Here is a 16,703-nt window from a genome sequence, read left to right on the forward strand (position 1 = left end):
TTAAAAGACATGCAGCCGCTATAATTTTATGTAATCCGCCAAAAAATACCCTAAGTTTTTTACTGAATTTTGTCATTGAACCTGCGCAGATTAAAAACAAGTTTTGAGCCAGAAATACCCTTATTGTCATGATAAGGGGGCTGGCGGAGTTTGTCAAGGAAGTTTTTTCATTTCTATTCCCAAGAAAAGTTCGTTATATGGTTATGCAAGAAGTCTATTATATTTCCTTACCCATTTGCTTAACTTTCTCTCTACTTTTTTTGAATAAGGTCACTATTGGCATGACAAACATTCATCGTAGTCAATATCTGTTTTGTGTTGCAATATTTCACTTTTTTTGAATATGTCATGCGAAACCTTGTCAGCTCTCTGCATTGATTGTGATCTGCAGTAATATAAGCTCTTCAATCCTTTTTTCCAGGCAAGCATGTGTATTTTATGCAAGTAACGTTTGTGTATGTTGGCAGGCAAGAACAGATTGACTGATTGAGACTGACAAACATACGGAGTTCTATCACTTGCATGTTCTATAATCCATCTTTGATCAAGCTCGTACGCTGTTTTAAATGTCAATTTTTCATGCTCACTAAGAAAATCTAAATGCTGAACGGAACCCTCGTTTGTTGAAATTGAAGACCATATTTTATCATTGTCTTGATTTTTTTCTGCTAATAGTTTTTGCAAGAATTTATTTCTCACTACAAATGAGCCTGTCAGTGTCTTTTGTATGAATACGTTTGCTGCATATGGCTCTATTCCAGGAGAGGTATTGCCTGCAATAATGGAGATTGAGGCAGTTGGAGCAATAGCGAGCTTGTGTGTAAACCTTTCCATTAGATCGACTTCTTTGGCATCAAGACATGCCCCCTTTTCTTCTGCCAATTTTTTAGAAACTATATCTGCTTGCTCACGTAAATACTTAAATATTTTTTTATTCCATTGTTGTGCTATTACTGATTCAAAAGGAACCATTTTGCTTTGTAAAAATGAATGAAAACCCATCACACCAAAACCAATACTGCGTTCTCTGGCTGCAGAATATTTTGCTCGCTGCATTTCATTCGGTGCTTTATTTATGAAATCTTCCAATACATTATCAAGAAAGCGCATTATATCTTCTATGAAGAGTTTATTGTCTTTCCATTCTTCGTAGTACTCAAGGTTTACGGATGATAGACAACACACAGCAGTGCGTGACTTATTCAGGTGATCATAACCTGTAGTTAAAGTTATTTCACTGCATAGATTTGACATCTTGATGTCTAAGTTGAGCTTTTTGTAAGATTCTGGCTTATTGTTATTTGTTGCATCAAGGAAAATAATGTAAGGTTCTCCAGTTTCAACTCTTGCTGTTAATATTTTGATCCATATATCCCGCGCTTTTACAGTTGAAATAACCTTATTGTTGTGAGGGCTTATTAAATTCCATTCTTGATCATTCTCAACAGCCTGCATAAATTTATCTGTTACTATTACAGCATGATGTATATTTAACGCTTTGCGATTTGGGTCACCGCCTGTTGGCTTGCGCAAATCCAGAAACTCTTCTATCTCCGGATGAGATACAGGAAGATAGACTGCTGAACTTCCTCGCCTTAAGGATCCCTGACTAATTGCGAGCGTTAGAGCATTTTGCACCACAATAAATGGTACAATTCCTGATGTTTTACCACTACCTTTTACACTTTCACCAATTGAACGTAAATTTCCCCAATAACTACCTATGCCTCCTCCACGTGCAGCAAGCCAAACATTTTCATTCCATAAGTCAACTATTCCCTGCAAGCTGTCTTCGGTTTCATTAAGAAAGCAAGAGATAGGCAACCCTCTCTTGGTGCCACCATTGCTGAGTATTGGTGTTGAAGGCATGAACCACAAGTTGCTCATGTAGTCATAAAGACGCTGCGCATGTTCTTTGTTATCAGAATAGTAATTAGCAATACGTGCAAAGAGGTCTTGGTAACTTTCATTTTCTATTAAATACCTGTCTGATAGAACTGCTTTTCCAAAATCGGTTAATTTGCTATCCTTTGCGTAATTAATAGTAATGTTATTCATAAAATTCCTTTTATTCTTTTATTATATATAGATACTTAAAAGCCACTTTGAGCGATTTTTAAGTTAGGTTTTTCGGATTTTCTTGTTGATGCTGTAATGCAAACAAGATACCGTCAACCTGACTGCCATATATTTTACAGTAACTCATATAACTTATCTGCATATTTATTTTTTTTGCAACATGTTGAACATAACTTTCTGAGTGACGAAAATAGTCTCCTTTGTTTACAAAGTCAATACCTTCACCTTCCTTTCTTCTTATTAAACATATAATAACCCCTTTTTTGCTCGTAGATCTTTTTGCTAATTCCAATTCTTCTTGAAAGTCATGTAGATAATGTAGCACTTCAGCAAAGATAATTACATCATACTGCTGGTTTTTCTTTTGTTTAAGAAACTCTTTCATTTCCATATGTATTAATTCATTGTAAACAGGCTTACCTTTTATAAAGCATCCTCTTGCAATATTTAGCATTCTACTTGAAATGTCAATTCCTGTTATGTGGCTTCCAGTACTATTTATTTTCAAGAAATGACCACATATTCCAGTCCCACAACCAAGGTCAAGTATATTGAGCTCAGAAGTGGAGTTGTTGAAGATTTTTGTAATTATCATGTGTACAAGTTCATGCCCTCTATACTGTTTAGCAATCAACCAATGCTCAATAAAATATTCACCTGTGTAATCAAAATATTGTCTTATGAGGTTTTTTGGCAATTCTGTAATAGGCGCTGAGTTTGTCATTTTTTTTATATAGTAAGATGCCTCCTCGTGATCACTATCTAATTTTAGTGTCTGTGTTAAATAATTATAAGCTTTATTAGTATTCCCTACTGCAAAATGACACCTTCCGATGTTATACCAGACTATGGGTAAATGGGGGTAAAATATGCTAATTAACCAAAATCGTAACTTTGCATCTGATATGCTACCTTTATAAAAGTGATATAAACCGATTTCAATGTTGGTATTTAACAGGTTCTTAGATTTTTTAAGAAGCACTGTCATTTCTTTATGAAGAGTATTATATTTATTCACAATGAAGTGTTTTACTTTCTTAATATTTAATACACCAATGAGCTTAGACATACAATTTAAAGCAACGTTTTTTATAAAAGAGAGATTACTTTTCATACATGAGAAATACTCCGAATGTTCATTATCATTTTTAGGCAATTGATTTTAACACATTTTATCTTACAAAATATCTTTTTTATTAATTTTTACTGTATATATAAGTTTACCGCATATTTCTCAGATTGTACTGTTTAGGATTGCTAGTATATTGTTGTTGATAATATAAGTAGATGTTTTGTGCAAAAAGGCGTTGACATATTATTTATTAGGTTGTAATATATAAAAGATTAATTTAGTTTTTAGATGTTTGACAAGTTTTATGGTAGAGATTAATTTAATCTCAATTCAATTTTAATAATATTTAACTCTGCATATTCTGCATATAGTCGGATAAATAAATTATTAAGAGCACTTGATGGATGCCTTGGCGTTAAGAGGCGATGAAGGACGTGGCAGGCTGCGATAAGCTGTGGGGAATTGTCAACAAATTTTGATCCGCAGGTTTCCGAATGGGGAAACCCAACTAGCTTAGCTAGTTATTACATACTAAGTATGTAAGGCAAACTTGGTGAACTGAAATATCTAAGTAGCCAAAGGAAAAGAAATCAACCGAGATTCTGTTAGTAGTGACGAGCGAAAGCGGAAAAGGCTAGTGATTTAAGAATAAGAATTAGAATACTCTGGAAATAGTAACCATAGAAGGTGATAGTCCTGTATAAGTAGAAAGTTTTTAAATCCTTGAGTAGAGCGGGGCACGTGAAATCCTGTTTGAATATGGGGGGACCATCCTCCAAGCCTAAATACTCCTTAACGACCGATAGTGAACAAGTACCGTGAGGGAAAGGTGAAAAGAACCCCGGGAGGGGAGTGAAATAGAATCTGAAATCAAGTGCTTACAAACAGTTGGAGCTCTATATTAATTTATTGATATTTAGAGTGACAGCGTACCTTTTGCATAATGGGTCAGCGAGTTAATCTATAAAGCAAGCTTAAGCCGTTAGGTGTAGGCGTAGCGAAAGCAAGTCTGAATAGGGCGTTTTAGTTTTATGGATTAGACCCGAAACCAAGTGATCTAGTCATGACCAGATTGAAGGTGTGGTAAAACACACTGGAGGATCGAACTAGTTAATGTTGCAACATTATTGGATGAGTTGTGATTAGGGGTGAAAGGCCAATCAAACTTGGAAATAGCTGGTTCTCCGCGAAATCTATTTAGGTAGAGCGTTGTATGTATGTTGTTGGGGGTAGAGCACTGGATAGACTAGGGGGATTCACCGTCTTACCAAATCTAACTAAACTCCGAATACCAACAATTAATTATACAGCAGGCACACTACGGGTGCTAAGTCCGTGGTGGAAAGGGAAACAACCCAGATCACTATCTAAGGTCCCAAAATTACAGCTAAGTGGGGAAGGAAGTAGAAAAACCATTACAGCTAGGAGGTTGGCTTGGAAGCAGCCATCCTTTAAAGAAAGCGTAACAGCTCACTTGTCTAAATAAGTTTTTCTGCGCCGAAAATGTACCGGGGCTAAAGCTGTATACCGAAGATGTGAGTGCTTATTGATTTCGATCAATAGGCGCAGTAGCGGAGCGTTCCGTAAGTCTGTGAAGGTGGTTTGTGAAAACTGCTGGAGATATCGGAAGTGAGAATGCTGACATAAGTAGCGTAAAAGAGTGTGAAAAACACTCTCACCAAAAATCTAAGGGTTCCTACGTTAAGTTAATCTGCGTAGGGTTAGTCGGTTCCTAAGGCGAGTCCGTAAAGGAGTAGTCGATGGCAATTAGGTTAATATTCCTAAACCTCTTAAGTGTGACGGGTTTCGTATTTGTATAGATCTTATTGGATTGATCTATGCTTAAAAGAAGCTCCAGGAAATAGCACTTATATTTATGAGGCCGTACCGCAAACCGACACTGGTGGATGAGTAGAGTATACTAAGGTGTTGAAAGAATGATGTTGAAGGAACTCGGCAAATTATACCTGTAACTTCGGAAGAAGGGTAACCTGCTTTTAGGCAACTATGAGTAGGTGGCACAAAATAGGGAGTAGCGACTGTTTACTAAAAACACAGGACTCTGCAAACACGTAAGTGGAAGTATAGGGTCTGACGCCTGCCCGGTGCTGGAAGGTTAATAGGAGGGGTGCAAGCTCTAAATTGAAGCCCCAGTAAACGGCGGCCGTAACACTGACGGTCCTAAGGTAGCGAAATTCCTTGTCGGGTAAGTTCCGACCCGCACGAATGGCGTAACGATTTCTCCACTGTCTCCAACATCACTTCAGCGAAATTGAATTCCCCGTGCAGATGCGGGGTACCCGCGGTTAGACGAAGAGACCCCGTGCACCTTTACTATAGCTTTACATTGCTATTAAAAGTGTGATGTGCAGGATAGGTGGGAGACTTTGAAGTTATGGCGCTAGCTATAATGGAGTCAACCTTGAGATACCACCCTTTACACTTTTGATATCTAACTATGTTTCATTATCTGGAACTAGGACATTGTATGGTGGGTAGTTTGACTGGGGCGGTCGCCTCCTAAAAAGTAACGGAGGCGTGCGAAGGTAAGCTAGAGCTGGTCGGAAATCAGCTTGATAGTATAATGGCATAAGCTTGCCTGACTGCGAGGCTGACAAGCCAAGCAGAGACGAAAGTCGGTCATAGTGATCCGGTGATTCTGTATGGAAGGGTCATCGCTCAACGGATAAAAGGTACGCCGGGGATAACAGGCTGATGGTGTTCGAGCGTTCATAGCGACGACACCGTTTGGCACCTCGATGTCGACTCATCACATCCTGGGGCTGAAGAAGGTCCCAAGGGTTCGGCTGTTCGCCGATTAAAGTGATACGTGAGTTGGGTTTAGAACGTCGTGAGACAGTTCGGTTTCTATCTGCCGTGGGTGAAGGAAATTTGAGAAGGTCTGACTCTAGTACGAGAGGACCGAGATGGATATACCTCTGGTGTACCAGCTGTTATGCCAATAGCATCGCTGGGTGGCTATGTATAGATGGGATAATTGCTGAAAGCATATAAGCAAGAAACCCTCTTCAAAAAGATTTCCCAATTAAGGCCGTGGAAGACTACCACGTTGATAGGCTAGGTGTGGAAGCATGGTAACATGTGAAGCTAACTAGTACTAATAGCCTGATTGATTTATTTGCTTTCTATATGTGTGTATGCAGTGTTAAATATTAAGTTAAAATTGTTAAGTTAGAAATTTTTATTGACTTGGTGGCTATAGCAAAAATGAACCACCCGATCTCATCTCGAACTCGGAAGTGAAACTTTTTAGCGCTGATGGTACTTGAAAAGGGAGAGTAGGTCGCCGCCAAGTTTATAAAAATTTCTTTTTATCGCCTTTTAATAATTCTTTTATTACGAGAAGTCGCTTCTATATTCAAATCTAATAATTGTGGTCTAGGCTTATTCTTATTCTGCTCTAAGTATTGACTTTGCTCAAATGCTAATTCCCATTGTGTACGATAACTAGATTTTCTATATTCATAAAAATCTTCTTTAACATTATTTGTATTTATATTGAGATTTTTATCTTGTTCTTTTCTACTCTCTACCATTAAACACCCACACCCGTTAATTTATTTTAAAAATTTTACTTATGTTATCATAAAAAATATAGTTGTAAATACCTTAATTGAGATTTTTTTTATTTTATCTTTTCTAAGCAAATAGTTAGATCTTTTTGTAAGTTTTTATAATTTGCTTGCATAATGTTTCTATGAGTTAGTATTATGTAGTAGTGCCCTATATTGCTTATATTTAAAATGCTAATTTTAGCAAGCATTCGTAATTGCCTTTTTATTTTATTTCTTTTTGCTGCTTTTCCGGCTTTTTTACTGATAGCCAGACCTACTCTAATAGTATGAGTGTACTTTTCAGGTTCTCTTTCTTTTATAGCGTACAGTGATATATAAAGCCCACGATAAAAAAGACTGCTGAGTGCTAACTTATTTTTGAAAGCAAAGGAAAAATCTTTTTTTTTATACTTACTATGCGCATAATTTGTTACACCCTAATGAACGGCGCCTATTAAGGATTTTTCTTCCAGCTCTTGTTGCCATACGTGAACGAAATCCATGTCTGCGCTTTCTTATCAAATTTTTTGGTTGAAATGTTCTCTTCATTGTTTTTATATTAATATAATTATTTATTTTAAATTGTTTTACTTTATTGTCAAATGATGGTGAACTTGTATGACATTTTCGTAGAATAAAATTTGATGCATGGGAAAATGAATTCGGTGATAGTCATACCTGTCCTACTAATCCTTTTATTTTGTTTTAGTAGGTTTCAAGAAGTAAATAAGGTTAAATCTTATCTATATCTTACTTGTGTATGGATGCTAACTTGGTTGTTAGTACTCTATAATAATTGTTTTGTAACTTTTATTTCTATAGCGTTACTTTTTTTCATGCTTGCTTTTATCTTTAAAAATAAAAGAAATAAGATAATAAAACTTTCGTTATTTGTGGCTTTGGCCATATCATTTTTTATCACTTTATTTATAATGCTATCTATTTTTATTCAATCCATTAATTTTTTTAATAAAGTAGCTATTTCAGAATTCTTGTTTTGCTTGAAATGGGGCCACAATGTAGTCACTATCAATGAAGAGAAGATAGGATGTTTTGGTATAGCGCCGCTTTTAGTAGGTACATTACTTATAACTATTATAGCAATGTTAGTTGTCGTTCCGCTTGGTTTATTTTCTGCAATATATATTAGTGAATATGCGAGTGAGAAAGTGCGTTATATTGTTAATACAACTTTGCAAGTTTTATCTGCTATTCCTACGGTTGTATATGGATATTTTGCGGTTGTGTTCTTGTCTTTCTTTATAAAGCAGGTAGCAAATTTTTTTGGTTTAAGTATACACTCAGAAAGTGCCTTAGTTGCCGGTTTATCGATTGGGATAATGATTCTTCCTTTTATTATTTCTTTACTCGAAGATGCCATAAGATCTGTTCCAAAAAGCTTGCGTTATGGCTTCATGGCACTTGGCGCAACTCCAGCGGAAACTATATGGCATATAACAATACCTTATGCAATGCCTACAATTTTAAGTGCAATTTTATTGTCAATTTCAAGAGTGATAGGTGAAACAATGATTGTGCTAATGGCTGTGGGAATCAACGCAAATTTGACTTTTAACCCTCTTAATTCAGTTACTACCATTACCGTGCAGATCGCTACATTACTTACCGGAGATCAGGATTTCAATAGTGTACAAACTCTTGCTGCTTATGCGCTTAGTTTAGTATTGTTTATTATTACTTGGCTATTAAATGCATTTGCATTGTTTGTAATGAAGCGTAACTAGTAAGCGTTTTAATGTTGCAAAATTTCTATTAATAATATAAGATTTATTTTCTTTAGAAGTTCTTTTATGGAATTATAGTGTTAGGTGATAAAAATAAAGAGATGAATATAGGTAGAGCGATTAAGGTAACTCAAGCAGTTGTTGATATAAAATTTGAAGGTGAATTGCCTAAAATATTTAATGCTTTAAAAAGCAAACTAAAATATAAGGATAAGGAGCTGGTTTTAGAAGTTTCGCAGCATATAGGTGACAATATAGTACGTTGTATTGCTATGGATAGCACAGATGGCATGTCAAGTAGGGATGAATTTGTTGATACAGGCGCACCAATATCAGTTCCGGTTGGGCGTTCAACTTTAGGAAGGATTTTTAATGTTGTTGGAGAGCTTATAGATGAGTGTGGTCCACTGAAGGGAAAATATAACTTAGAGCCTATACATAGAGCACCTCCAAGTTTTACTGAACAGAGAATACAGGAAGAAGTTTTAGTTACGGGAATAAAAGTTATAGATCTTCTTGCACCTTATCTTAAAGGAGGAAAAATTGGCTTATTTGGTGGAGCCGGTGTTGGTAAAACAGTCCTGATAATGGAATTAATTAATAATATAGCAAAAGCTCATAAAGGATTTTCTGTGTTTGCCGGGGTAGGGGAGAGAACGCGTGAAGGTAACGATCTTTATCACGAGATGATCACTTCAAATGTAATAAATATAAATGAGCATGAAAAATCTCAAGCTGTTTTGGTTTATGGTCAGATGAATGAGCCTCCTGGAGCAAGGGCTAGAGTTGCTTTAACAGCACTTACTATGGCAGAGTATTTTCGTGACCGTGAAAACCAAGATGTTCTATTTTTTGTGGATAATATCTTCCGTTTTACACAAGCTGGTTCTGAAATTTCTGCTTTACTTGGAAGAATACCGTCAGCTGTTGGTTATCAGCCAACCCTTGCAACTGATATGGGTGCAATGCAAGAAAGAATAGCTTCAACAACTTCTGGCTCTATTACTTCTGTGCAAGCTATATATGTTCCTGCGGACGATTTAACTGATCCAGCCCCAGCAACTACATTCTCTCATCTTGATGCCACCACAGTGTTGTCAAGGCAAATAGCTGAAATGGGAATATACCCTGCTGTTGATCCACTTGATTCAACTTCTCAGTCTTTATCTGCTGAAATCATTGGTGAAGAACATTATAAGGTAGCTTCTGAGGTGAAACGTATATTGCAAACTTATAAATCACTGCAAGATATTATCGCAATACTTGGTATGGATGAGCTATCTGATGAAGATAAAATTATTGTTGATAGGGCTCGTAAGATTCAGAAATTTCTTTCTCAACCTTTTCACGTTGCAGAAATATTTACTGGTATGCCTGGTAAATTTGTTTCACTTTCTGATACTGTTTCCAGTTTTAAAGAGATTGTTGAAGGTAAATATGATCACTTACCAGAGGCTGCTTTTTATATGGTGGGGAATATAGATGAAGCAATAAAAAAGGCTGAATTAATACAAGCTGAAGCTAAATAAAATTTAAAGATTATGAATACTTTTGAAGTGCAATTTTTCTCTCCTGATGATCAAATTTCATTCAGTGGAGTGGTTTCTCTTTCAGTAACTGGGCTCGAAGGGGAGCTTATGATTTTAGCTCACCATGCTCCTTACTTAATTTATTTATTGCCTGGTATGATTACTGTTAAAATGAGTAACCAAACAGAAAAGAAGGTTGTAATTGATAGTGGCGTATTAGAAGTTGCAAATAATAATTGTAGCATTATAACAAGTCAAATTCAGGTTTTTGATCGTGCAATTCATGATGAGAAATCGTTTAAAAATAAGAGAATTAGTATATATTTAAGTTATCTTGATGAGAAATTTCTTTCTTAGTTATTTTAGGCAAAAAGTCGGTTATCACTTTCTTGTCATCCAAGTAGCCCAACTTTTGTCATCCAAGTGCTTTTTTTTTCTTTTATCCAGTATTCTCTTCCCTGTCATCCTAGTGCGTGACACTGGGATCTAGGTGTAAAAATATTTGTAAATTATGCAATGGGTAATAGATTCTAGGAGCATATAATGTTCATAATAAAAAAAAGATGGATCCCAGTGTCAGCTACTTTGATGACAAAGGAGGGCGTTTGGATGACAAGATTTTGCAAGGGTATTTTTTTTATGGGAGATTAATATGGAAATTTTTCTTGATAGCGTTGATTTAAATGAAATTAAAGAACTAAAGGAGTTCATTGACGGCATAACAACTAATCCTTCTTTAATAGCAAAGTCCGGGCGTAAAGATAAATACGAGGATTTAGTGCGTGAAATATGCTCTATTATCAAGGGGCCTGTTAGTGTTGAAGTTGTTGCAAATAACCATGCAGATATGGTTAAAGAAGGCCTTAAGTTAGCGAAAATCGCTGATAATGTTGTGGTAAAATTGCCCCTTACATATGAAGGATTAATTTCTTGTAAAAAGTTGTGGACAGAGCATAAAATACCTGTTAACATCACATTATGTTTTTCTCCTGGACAAGCACTGCTTGCCGCTAAGGCCGGTGCTTGTTTTATTTCTTCCTTTGTTGGTCGCCTTGATGATATAAGCTATGGTGGCTTATCGCTAATAGAAGATATATGTACTATATATTCTAATTACGGTTTTGATACTAAAGTTCTTGTTGCATCAGTGAGAAGCCCAGCACATGTAATAGAAGCTGCAAGGCTTGGTGCTGATTCAATTACTGTGCCAGCAAAAGTACTTAGACAATTAATTAATCACCCACTTACTGACCAAGGGCTAGCAATATTTGAAAAAGACTGGGGTGCAAAATAATAAACGGTCACTACTCTGAATCGGTTGACAAATTGGACGCTTGATAAGCGTAATTTGGAGCTTCTTGTGTAATGACTATATCATGAGCATGACTCTCTCTTAATCCTGATGCAGTAATAGTAACAAATTTACAATTTTTTTTCATCTCTTCTATATTCCTATTACCAGTATACCCCATTGCAGCTTGCAATCCGCCAATCAACTGATGGATTACTCCTGAAGCTGGACCTTTGAATGGAACTCTTCCTTCCACTCCTTGTGGAACTAATTTTAGTTTTGAATCTTTATCTTGAAAATAACGGCTAGCTGAACCTCGTTTCATTGCACTAATAGATCCCATTCCTCGATAGCCTTTATATGCTCTGCCCTTATACATGATAATCTCACCTGGGCTTTCGTCAGTGCCAGCAAAAATCGAACCAATCATCACAGAGTCAGCACCAGCTGCAATAGCTTTTGCAACATCTCCTGAGTATTTTACCCCACCATCAGCAATTAGTCTGACGTTTCTTGCTCTACACGCCTCTGCAACATTCTTGATTGCAGAGAATTGTGGCACACCAACACCTGTAACTATTCTGGTTGTACAGATTGATCCTGGTCCTATTCCGACCTTCACTGCATCAACACCCGCATCAATCAACGCTTCAGCAGCCTCCTTTGTTGCAATGTTTCCGCCAATTAATTGCATATTAGGATACATCTTTTTTATTTCCCTAATGGTATTGATAACGTTTTCGGAATGACCGTGAGCAGTATCCACAACAACTACATCAACTTCTTCTCCAATCAAAGCTTCACATCTGTCTATACCATCTTTTTTACCAGTGCCAGTTGCAGCGGCAACTCTGAGACGCCCTTTACTGTCTTTACATGAATTTGGGTATCTATTGTATTTTTCAATGTCTTTAACCGTAATTAAACCTATACAACAAGAATTTTCATCTACGACCAAAAGCTTTTCTATTCTATTTTCATGCAACAATTTCATTGCTGAGGCACTATTCACTCCCTGCTCCCGCACTGTCACTAACTTATCTTTTGTCATCACTTCGGAAACTTTTACATTCATGTTTTGGTCTTCAATAAACCTCACATCTCGGTTAGTTAAAATTCCAACTAACTTGCGTTGATCGACTACAGGAATGCCAGAATAATTGTGCTCTCTCATTAATGAAATTGCTTCCGCAACTGTTTTATCCGGTGAAATCGTAATTGGGTTATACACGATCCAACTTTCATATTTTTTCACCCTTCTTACTTCTAAAACTTGTTCATCTATTGATAAATTCTTATGTATGCAACCTATCCCTCCATGTTGGGCAATAGCTATTGCAAAGCCCGATTCAGTAACAGTATCCATTGCAGAGGATATGAGAGGGATATTTAGTTCTATATTATTTGTTAAATAAGTTTTTGTATCTGCATCGCAAGGCAATATATTAGAATAGGCTGGCAAAAGAAGTATATCGTCAAACGAATAACAAGCTTCCATTTTTTTCATAGGCTTTATTTAAAGCTTATACGCCAATTAATTAAATTGCAATAGGGCTTTTGCAAAATGAGCATTCTACATTATTTGCCAGCAAACAAAACTGCTCAATGGTTAAGTTTTCTGGACGTTCGTTTCCACTCAATTTAGCGTTTTCAAGGACAGTTTCAGCGTGGTTCGTTATATTTTGCAAGCTATTTCTCAGCATCTTTCTTCTTTGAGCAAAAACGGCACGTGTTAATCTTGTTAAGGTTTCCAAATTTACTGCAAACTTTGGGGTAGTCAAAGGATTTACTGTAATTACTGAAGAATGTACTTTTGGTCTTGGAAAAAACTCTTTAGGTTCAATATCAAATTCCTTTTTTATATCACATAGTAACTGGCTTAGCACTGATAAGGAACCATAATCTTTAGAATTGGGTCTTGCCGTAATGCGATCTGCTACCTCTTTTTGAAACATTAATGTCAAGTTCGTAAAAAATTTTATATTATTTAACCACTTTAAAAATAATACTACCGAGATACTGTAAGGCAAGTTAGCAATAACTTTGACTGGGCGCTCTATCAGCTCTTCTTCTATAACATGCAGTGCATCCGCTTCTATAATTCTATACTTTCCTTGATGCTCATTTAGCAGTTGGTCATGGTGTTTTACTAAATCTCTATCTTTTTCTATAGAAAGTAGAGACTTTGGATTATGCACCAATATTTCTCTTGTTAATGCACCATATCCAGGACCAATTTCAATGACATTAAAATTTTCCAGACTATCAGCTAAAGCGACGATTTTTTTTGTTATCTCACTCGATAAAATAAAATTTTGCCCTAGACTCTTTTTTGGCTTCAGTAAAAATTTTCTCATATTATTTTCATTATACAGTATTTTAAAAATCAGTTGACTAAAATCCATTGATAATTGTATATTATTAATGTGTTTAACGCCGGCTTAGCTCAATTGGTAGAGCAACTGACTTGTAATCAGTAGGTTGTCAGTTCAAGTCCGACAGCCGGCACTCTCGCCCATATAAGTAAAGTTGATGTCCTTTTTAATAGTAGCAAATTGGAAAATGAATGGAATGCGTTCTTCATTTGTTGACTTTATAGGCAAACTTAACAACAAGAGCAACGAAATTACCTCTAAATTAGTAATTTGCCCTCCTTTTACATCATTTCCAAGCAGTATAGAGTTGAACAATAATATTAATATAGGAGCACAGAATTGCCATCATAAAAAGTTCGGTTCTTACACAGGTGAAATTAGCGCAGAAATGTTAAAAGAACTAGGGTGTACTTACGTAATACTTGGGCATTTTGAAAGGGCCAATGAAAAAGATAGTGAAATAAAACTTAAGTCGGAAATAGCAATAGAATCAGGCTTACACCCAATTATTTGTGTAGGTGAAAATTCAGAAGATTATAAGAATGAAAAAACAAAAGAAGTAATAGAATATCAATGCAAAAACCGTTTGCCAACACACGGTGAATATACCGTAGCATATGAGCCAATATGGGCAATAGGCACAGGTCATGTGCCAAATAATGATGCAATTGCTGAGGTGATAGAGGTAATAAAATTGTGTACTGGTAAAAAACACATTACATATGGTGGTTCAGTCAGTTCAGAAAATATAGAAAATTTGTTAAATATTTCAAATTTATCAGGAGTTTTAATTGGCAGTGCAAGCTTAGATTTCGATCACTTTTATAAAATCATACAACAAGTTGAAAAAAAGTTTTCTCTTATCAATTCTAAAAGTAGATAAAAGGGAATTACTCACTATAGGAATAGGGCTATCACGGGCGTCTCAGCAGATTCCGCTAACGCGTACTCCCTCATCATAACGTCACGGTATCCGCTAACACGTAGCGAGATGACGGTTGTCAGAGTGACACTGGTTTCCATACAAAGGTGGTGTCATCTAAGTGGCTGACACTGATTTCCATCCAAGACGGTGTCATCCCAGTGCCCAGACACTGGGATCCAGAAGACTTAATTTCAACCAAGTGGCTGCATAATAAAGGCTGGATTCCAGCGTCACGCGCTGGAATGACATCTTTCTTGGTGGACTCAAATCACAATGTTCGTACGGTTGTGGGCTTATAGCTAAAGTAATCTAGAAAATTAATGATATTTTATTCCCCGGTGAACGCTCTATTTTGTTTTCCAACTCTAGTTCTAAAAGAGCCATTAGAGCTATGTTGGCAGAAAGTCCGCTTGCTAATATAAGTTCATCTATATCAACAGGTACAGAGTTAATATGATCAACTATAACAGATTTTGCCTGTTGTAATTTTTCTTGTTTTTGGTTAACAGCATAGTGCTCAACATTAAATAGGTTTTTTTGCTGCGGAGGTAAACTAAGCCTAATACTCTCTATTATGTCATCAGCGGACTCGATAAGCTTAGCACCGTTTTTAATTAAATAATTACTACCACTACAGCGTGAATCTAAAGGGAAACCAGAAACTGCAAATACCTCTCTCCCTTGATTTAAAGCAAAATCTGCTGTTATTAGAGAGCCAGAACGTTTCGATGCTTCAATCACTACAACACCCAGCGATAGACCAGATATAATTCGATTCCTTTGAGGAAAATACTGAGGCTTTGGTTTAGTAGCAAATGGAAGCTCAGTAATTACTAAACCACCGTTCCCAGTGATTTTTTTGTATAGATCAAAATTCTCTTTTGGATACACCAAATCAATTCCGCTTGCTGTAACAGCAATAGTGGGATGATTTTTGTATATTACACTGTTTGCTGCGGTATCGATTCCTTTTGCAAGTCCAGAAACGATAACAAAACCAGCTTCGCTTAAATCAAGTGCTAGTTTACTGGCAAAATTTCTTCCATTCATCGAAGAGTTGCGCCCACCGATTATTGCAATTATCTCACGGCTTAATAATGATATATTACCAAACGCAGTTATTATAGGAGGACAACTAGAGATATTTCTTAAAAGATCAGGGTAATCTGGGTCACATGCGGGTATAATTTTAGCTCCAATTCTTTCTGCATTATTGATTTCTTCTCGTGCATCTTGAATGCCATACACCTTATTATTAGCCACCCTATTGAGATATTTTAGCACCTCATCTAGAGATCCATGTGTTCTTAGTATACTAAAAAACTTTATTGGTCCTATAGTTCTAGCCAAGCTTAACCATACTTCTAATTCTTTGTTGTTCAATTTATTTATCTTCATAAAAGGCTTGAATTTCTTATCAATTTAGTGTACCCAAGATAATACAAATATACAGTGTTTTATGACGCATTTTGTTACAGATAAATGCATAAAATGTAAATATACGGACTGTGTGGAAGTATGTCCCGTTGACTGCTTCTATGAAGGTAAAAACATGCTCGTGATTAACCCAGATGAATGTATTGATTGCGGAGTGTGCATACCTGAGTGTCCAGTAGATGCAATTGTAACTGATGATTCCATAAAAGATATTTTAGAATTAGATGAAGAATTACTGAACAGCGAACAAAAAACTTTCAAGTTATTTTACGATATAAATGTAGAATACTCACAAAAGTGGCCAAACATCACAGCTAAAAAGCAACCTCTCTATACTGCAGAAGAGTATAAGGAAAAAAAGGATAAAACAGCTTATTTTGATGAAAATTTAGAATAATATTAACAAAGAAAAAGATCAGACTCCTTGCATAACCATATAAAAACTAGCAACTCACCCTTCTTTGTCATTCCAGCGCGTGACGCACAATCGTACAAACATTGCAATTTGCAGGTGGCAGATGGTGTCATGCAAGTAGCTGACACTGGTTTCCATCCAAAAGGGCAGTGCCTCTATGATGTCATCCCAGTGCTTGACACTGGGATCCAGGAATTTTATTAAGTTGGTAAGCATAAAAGTAGCCGTTTTATGTTAAAATACGACGTTTTGATGATTAT

Annotated in this window: 13 protein-coding genes, 1 tRNA gene, 2 rRNA genes and 1 pseudogene; 9 read left to right on the top strand and 8 right to left on the bottom strand. The window is 36.2% G+C overall.

The features are described from left to right. Positions 1-273 precede the first annotated feature (273 nt). Together OPR24_RS00510 and OPR24_RS00515 are read right to left on the bottom strand one after the other, a co-directional pair. A complete protein-coding gene (locus OPR24_RS00510) occupies positions 274-2,058 on the bottom strand; it encodes a ribonucleoside-diphosphate reductase subunit alpha (RefSeq protein WP_265033379.1) in 1,785 nt (594 codons plus the stop codon). Between the two features lie 58 nt (positions 2,059-2,116). Further along, positions 2,117-3,193: a methyltransferase domain-containing protein gene (locus OPR24_RS00515; RefSeq protein WP_265033381.1), complete on the bottom strand. Its 1,077-nt coding sequence runs from the start codon at positions 3,191-3,193 to the stop codon at positions 2,117-2,119. 335 nt (positions 3,194-3,528) lie between these two features. On the opposite strand from OPR24_RS00515, the gene OPR24_RS00520 reads away from it, so the two are divergent. Both OPR24_RS00520 and rrf read left to right on the top strand, forming a co-directional pair. After that, positions 3,529-6,294 (top strand): 23S ribosomal RNA (locus OPR24_RS00520). A 66-nt stretch (positions 6,295-6,360) separates the two neighbouring features. After that, a 5S ribosomal RNA gene (rrf, locus tag OPR24_RS00525) occupies positions 6,361-6,467 on the top strand. Positions 6,468-6,483: 16 nt separating this feature from the next. On the opposite strand, the gene OPR24_RS00530 is transcribed toward rrf, so the two are convergent. The 3 genes and pseudogenes from OPR24_RS00530 to rpmH form a co-directional block, all read right to left on the bottom strand. Continuing rightward, on the bottom strand, positions 6,484-6,708 hold the full coding sequence (locus OPR24_RS00530) for a hypothetical protein (protein WP_265033383.1): 225 nt from the start codon (positions 6,706-6,708) through the stop codon (positions 6,484-6,486). An 89-nt stretch (positions 6,709-6,797) separates the two neighbouring features. Beyond that, a pseudogene (gene rnpA / locus OPR24_RS00535) lies at positions 6,798-7,073 on the bottom strand (ribonuclease P protein component); the annotation flags it as partial. A gap of 67 nt (positions 7,074-7,140) precedes the next feature. Continuing rightward, positions 7,141-7,275 carry a 50S ribosomal protein L34 gene (gene rpmH / locus OPR24_RS00540; RefSeq protein ID WP_006279898.1) on the bottom strand — a complete coding sequence of 45 codons (135 nt, stop codon included), beginning with the start codon at positions 7,273-7,275 and terminating at the stop codon, positions 7,141-7,143. Between the two features lie 107 nt (positions 7,276-7,382). Between rpmH and pstC the strand changes: the two genes are divergently transcribed. From pstC to fsa, 4 genes are all read left to right on the top strand, one after another. Beyond that, positions 7,383-8,471, top strand: a complete 1,089-nt coding sequence (gene pstC, locus OPR24_RS00545; protein WP_265033385.1) for a phosphate ABC transporter permease subunit PstC — start codon at positions 7,383-7,385, stop codon at positions 8,469-8,471. Positions 8,472-8,572: 101 nt separating this feature from the next. Continuing rightward, complete coding sequence (gene atpD, locus OPR24_RS00550; RefSeq protein WP_265033953.1) at positions 8,573-10,000, top strand: F0F1 ATP synthase subunit beta; 1,428 nt, start codon at positions 8,573-8,575, stop codon at positions 9,998-10,000. Positions 10,001-10,012: 12 nt separating this feature from the next. Then, positions 10,013-10,357 (top strand): F0F1 ATP synthase subunit epsilon, encoded by a 345-nt coding sequence (locus OPR24_RS00555; protein WP_265033387.1) that lies wholly within the window; start codon positions 10,013-10,015, stop codon positions 10,355-10,357. Between the two features lie 295 nt (positions 10,358-10,652). After that, positions 10,653-11,294 carry a fructose-6-phosphate aldolase gene (gene fsa / locus OPR24_RS00560; RefSeq protein WP_265033388.1) on the top strand — a complete coding sequence of 214 codons (642 nt, stop codon included), beginning with the start codon at positions 10,653-10,655 and terminating at the stop codon, positions 11,292-11,294. Between the two features lie 10 nt (positions 11,295-11,304). Here fsa and guaB read toward each other — a convergent pair whose 3' ends face one another. After that, the gene (gene guaB, locus OPR24_RS00565; protein WP_265033390.1) at positions 11,305-12,798 is read right to left on the bottom strand and encodes an IMP dehydrogenase; all 1,494 of its coding nucleotides are present in this window, start codon (positions 12,796-12,798) and stop codon (positions 11,305-11,307) included. 31 nt (positions 12,799-12,829) lie between these two features. Next, entirely contained in the window at positions 12,830-13,648 is an 819-nt protein-coding gene (rsmA, locus tag OPR24_RS00570) for a 16S rRNA (adenine(1518)-N(6)/adenine(1519)-N(6))-dimethyltransferase RsmA (protein ID WP_265033392.1), read from the bottom strand. 78 nt (positions 13,649-13,726) lie between these two features. Between rsmA and OPR24_RS00575 the strand changes: the two genes are divergently transcribed. Next, positions 13,727-13,799 (top strand) — tRNA-Thr (locus OPR24_RS00575). Positions 13,800-13,823: 24 nt separating this feature from the next. After that, positions 13,824-14,549 (top strand): triosephosphate isomerase, encoded by a 726-nt coding sequence (locus OPR24_RS00580; RefSeq protein ID WP_265033393.1) that lies wholly within the window; start codon positions 13,824-13,826, stop codon positions 14,547-14,549. A 351-nt stretch (positions 14,550-14,900) separates the two neighbouring features. Here the strand turns inward: OPR24_RS00580 and dprA are convergent, their stop codons facing one another. Next, the gene (gene dprA / locus OPR24_RS00590; RefSeq protein WP_265033395.1) at positions 14,901-15,989 is read right to left on the bottom strand and encodes a DNA-processing protein DprA; all 1,089 of its coding nucleotides are present in this window, start codon (positions 15,987-15,989) and stop codon (positions 14,901-14,903) included. Positions 15,990-16,050: 61 nt separating this feature from the next. Between dprA and OPR24_RS00595 the strand changes: the two genes are divergently transcribed. Beyond that, positions 16,051-16,425, top strand: coding sequence for a ferredoxin family protein (locus OPR24_RS00595; protein ID WP_182366623.1), 375 nt, complete (start codon positions 16,051-16,053; stop codon positions 16,423-16,425). Positions 16,426-16,703 lie beyond the last annotated feature (278 nt).

It is taken from the genome of Wolbachia endosymbiont (group A) of Sicus ferrugineus, assembly GCF_947251515.1.
In the GTDB taxonomy this organism is placed as follows: Bacteria; Pseudomonadota; Alphaproteobacteria; order Rickettsiales; family Anaplasmataceae; genus Wolbachia.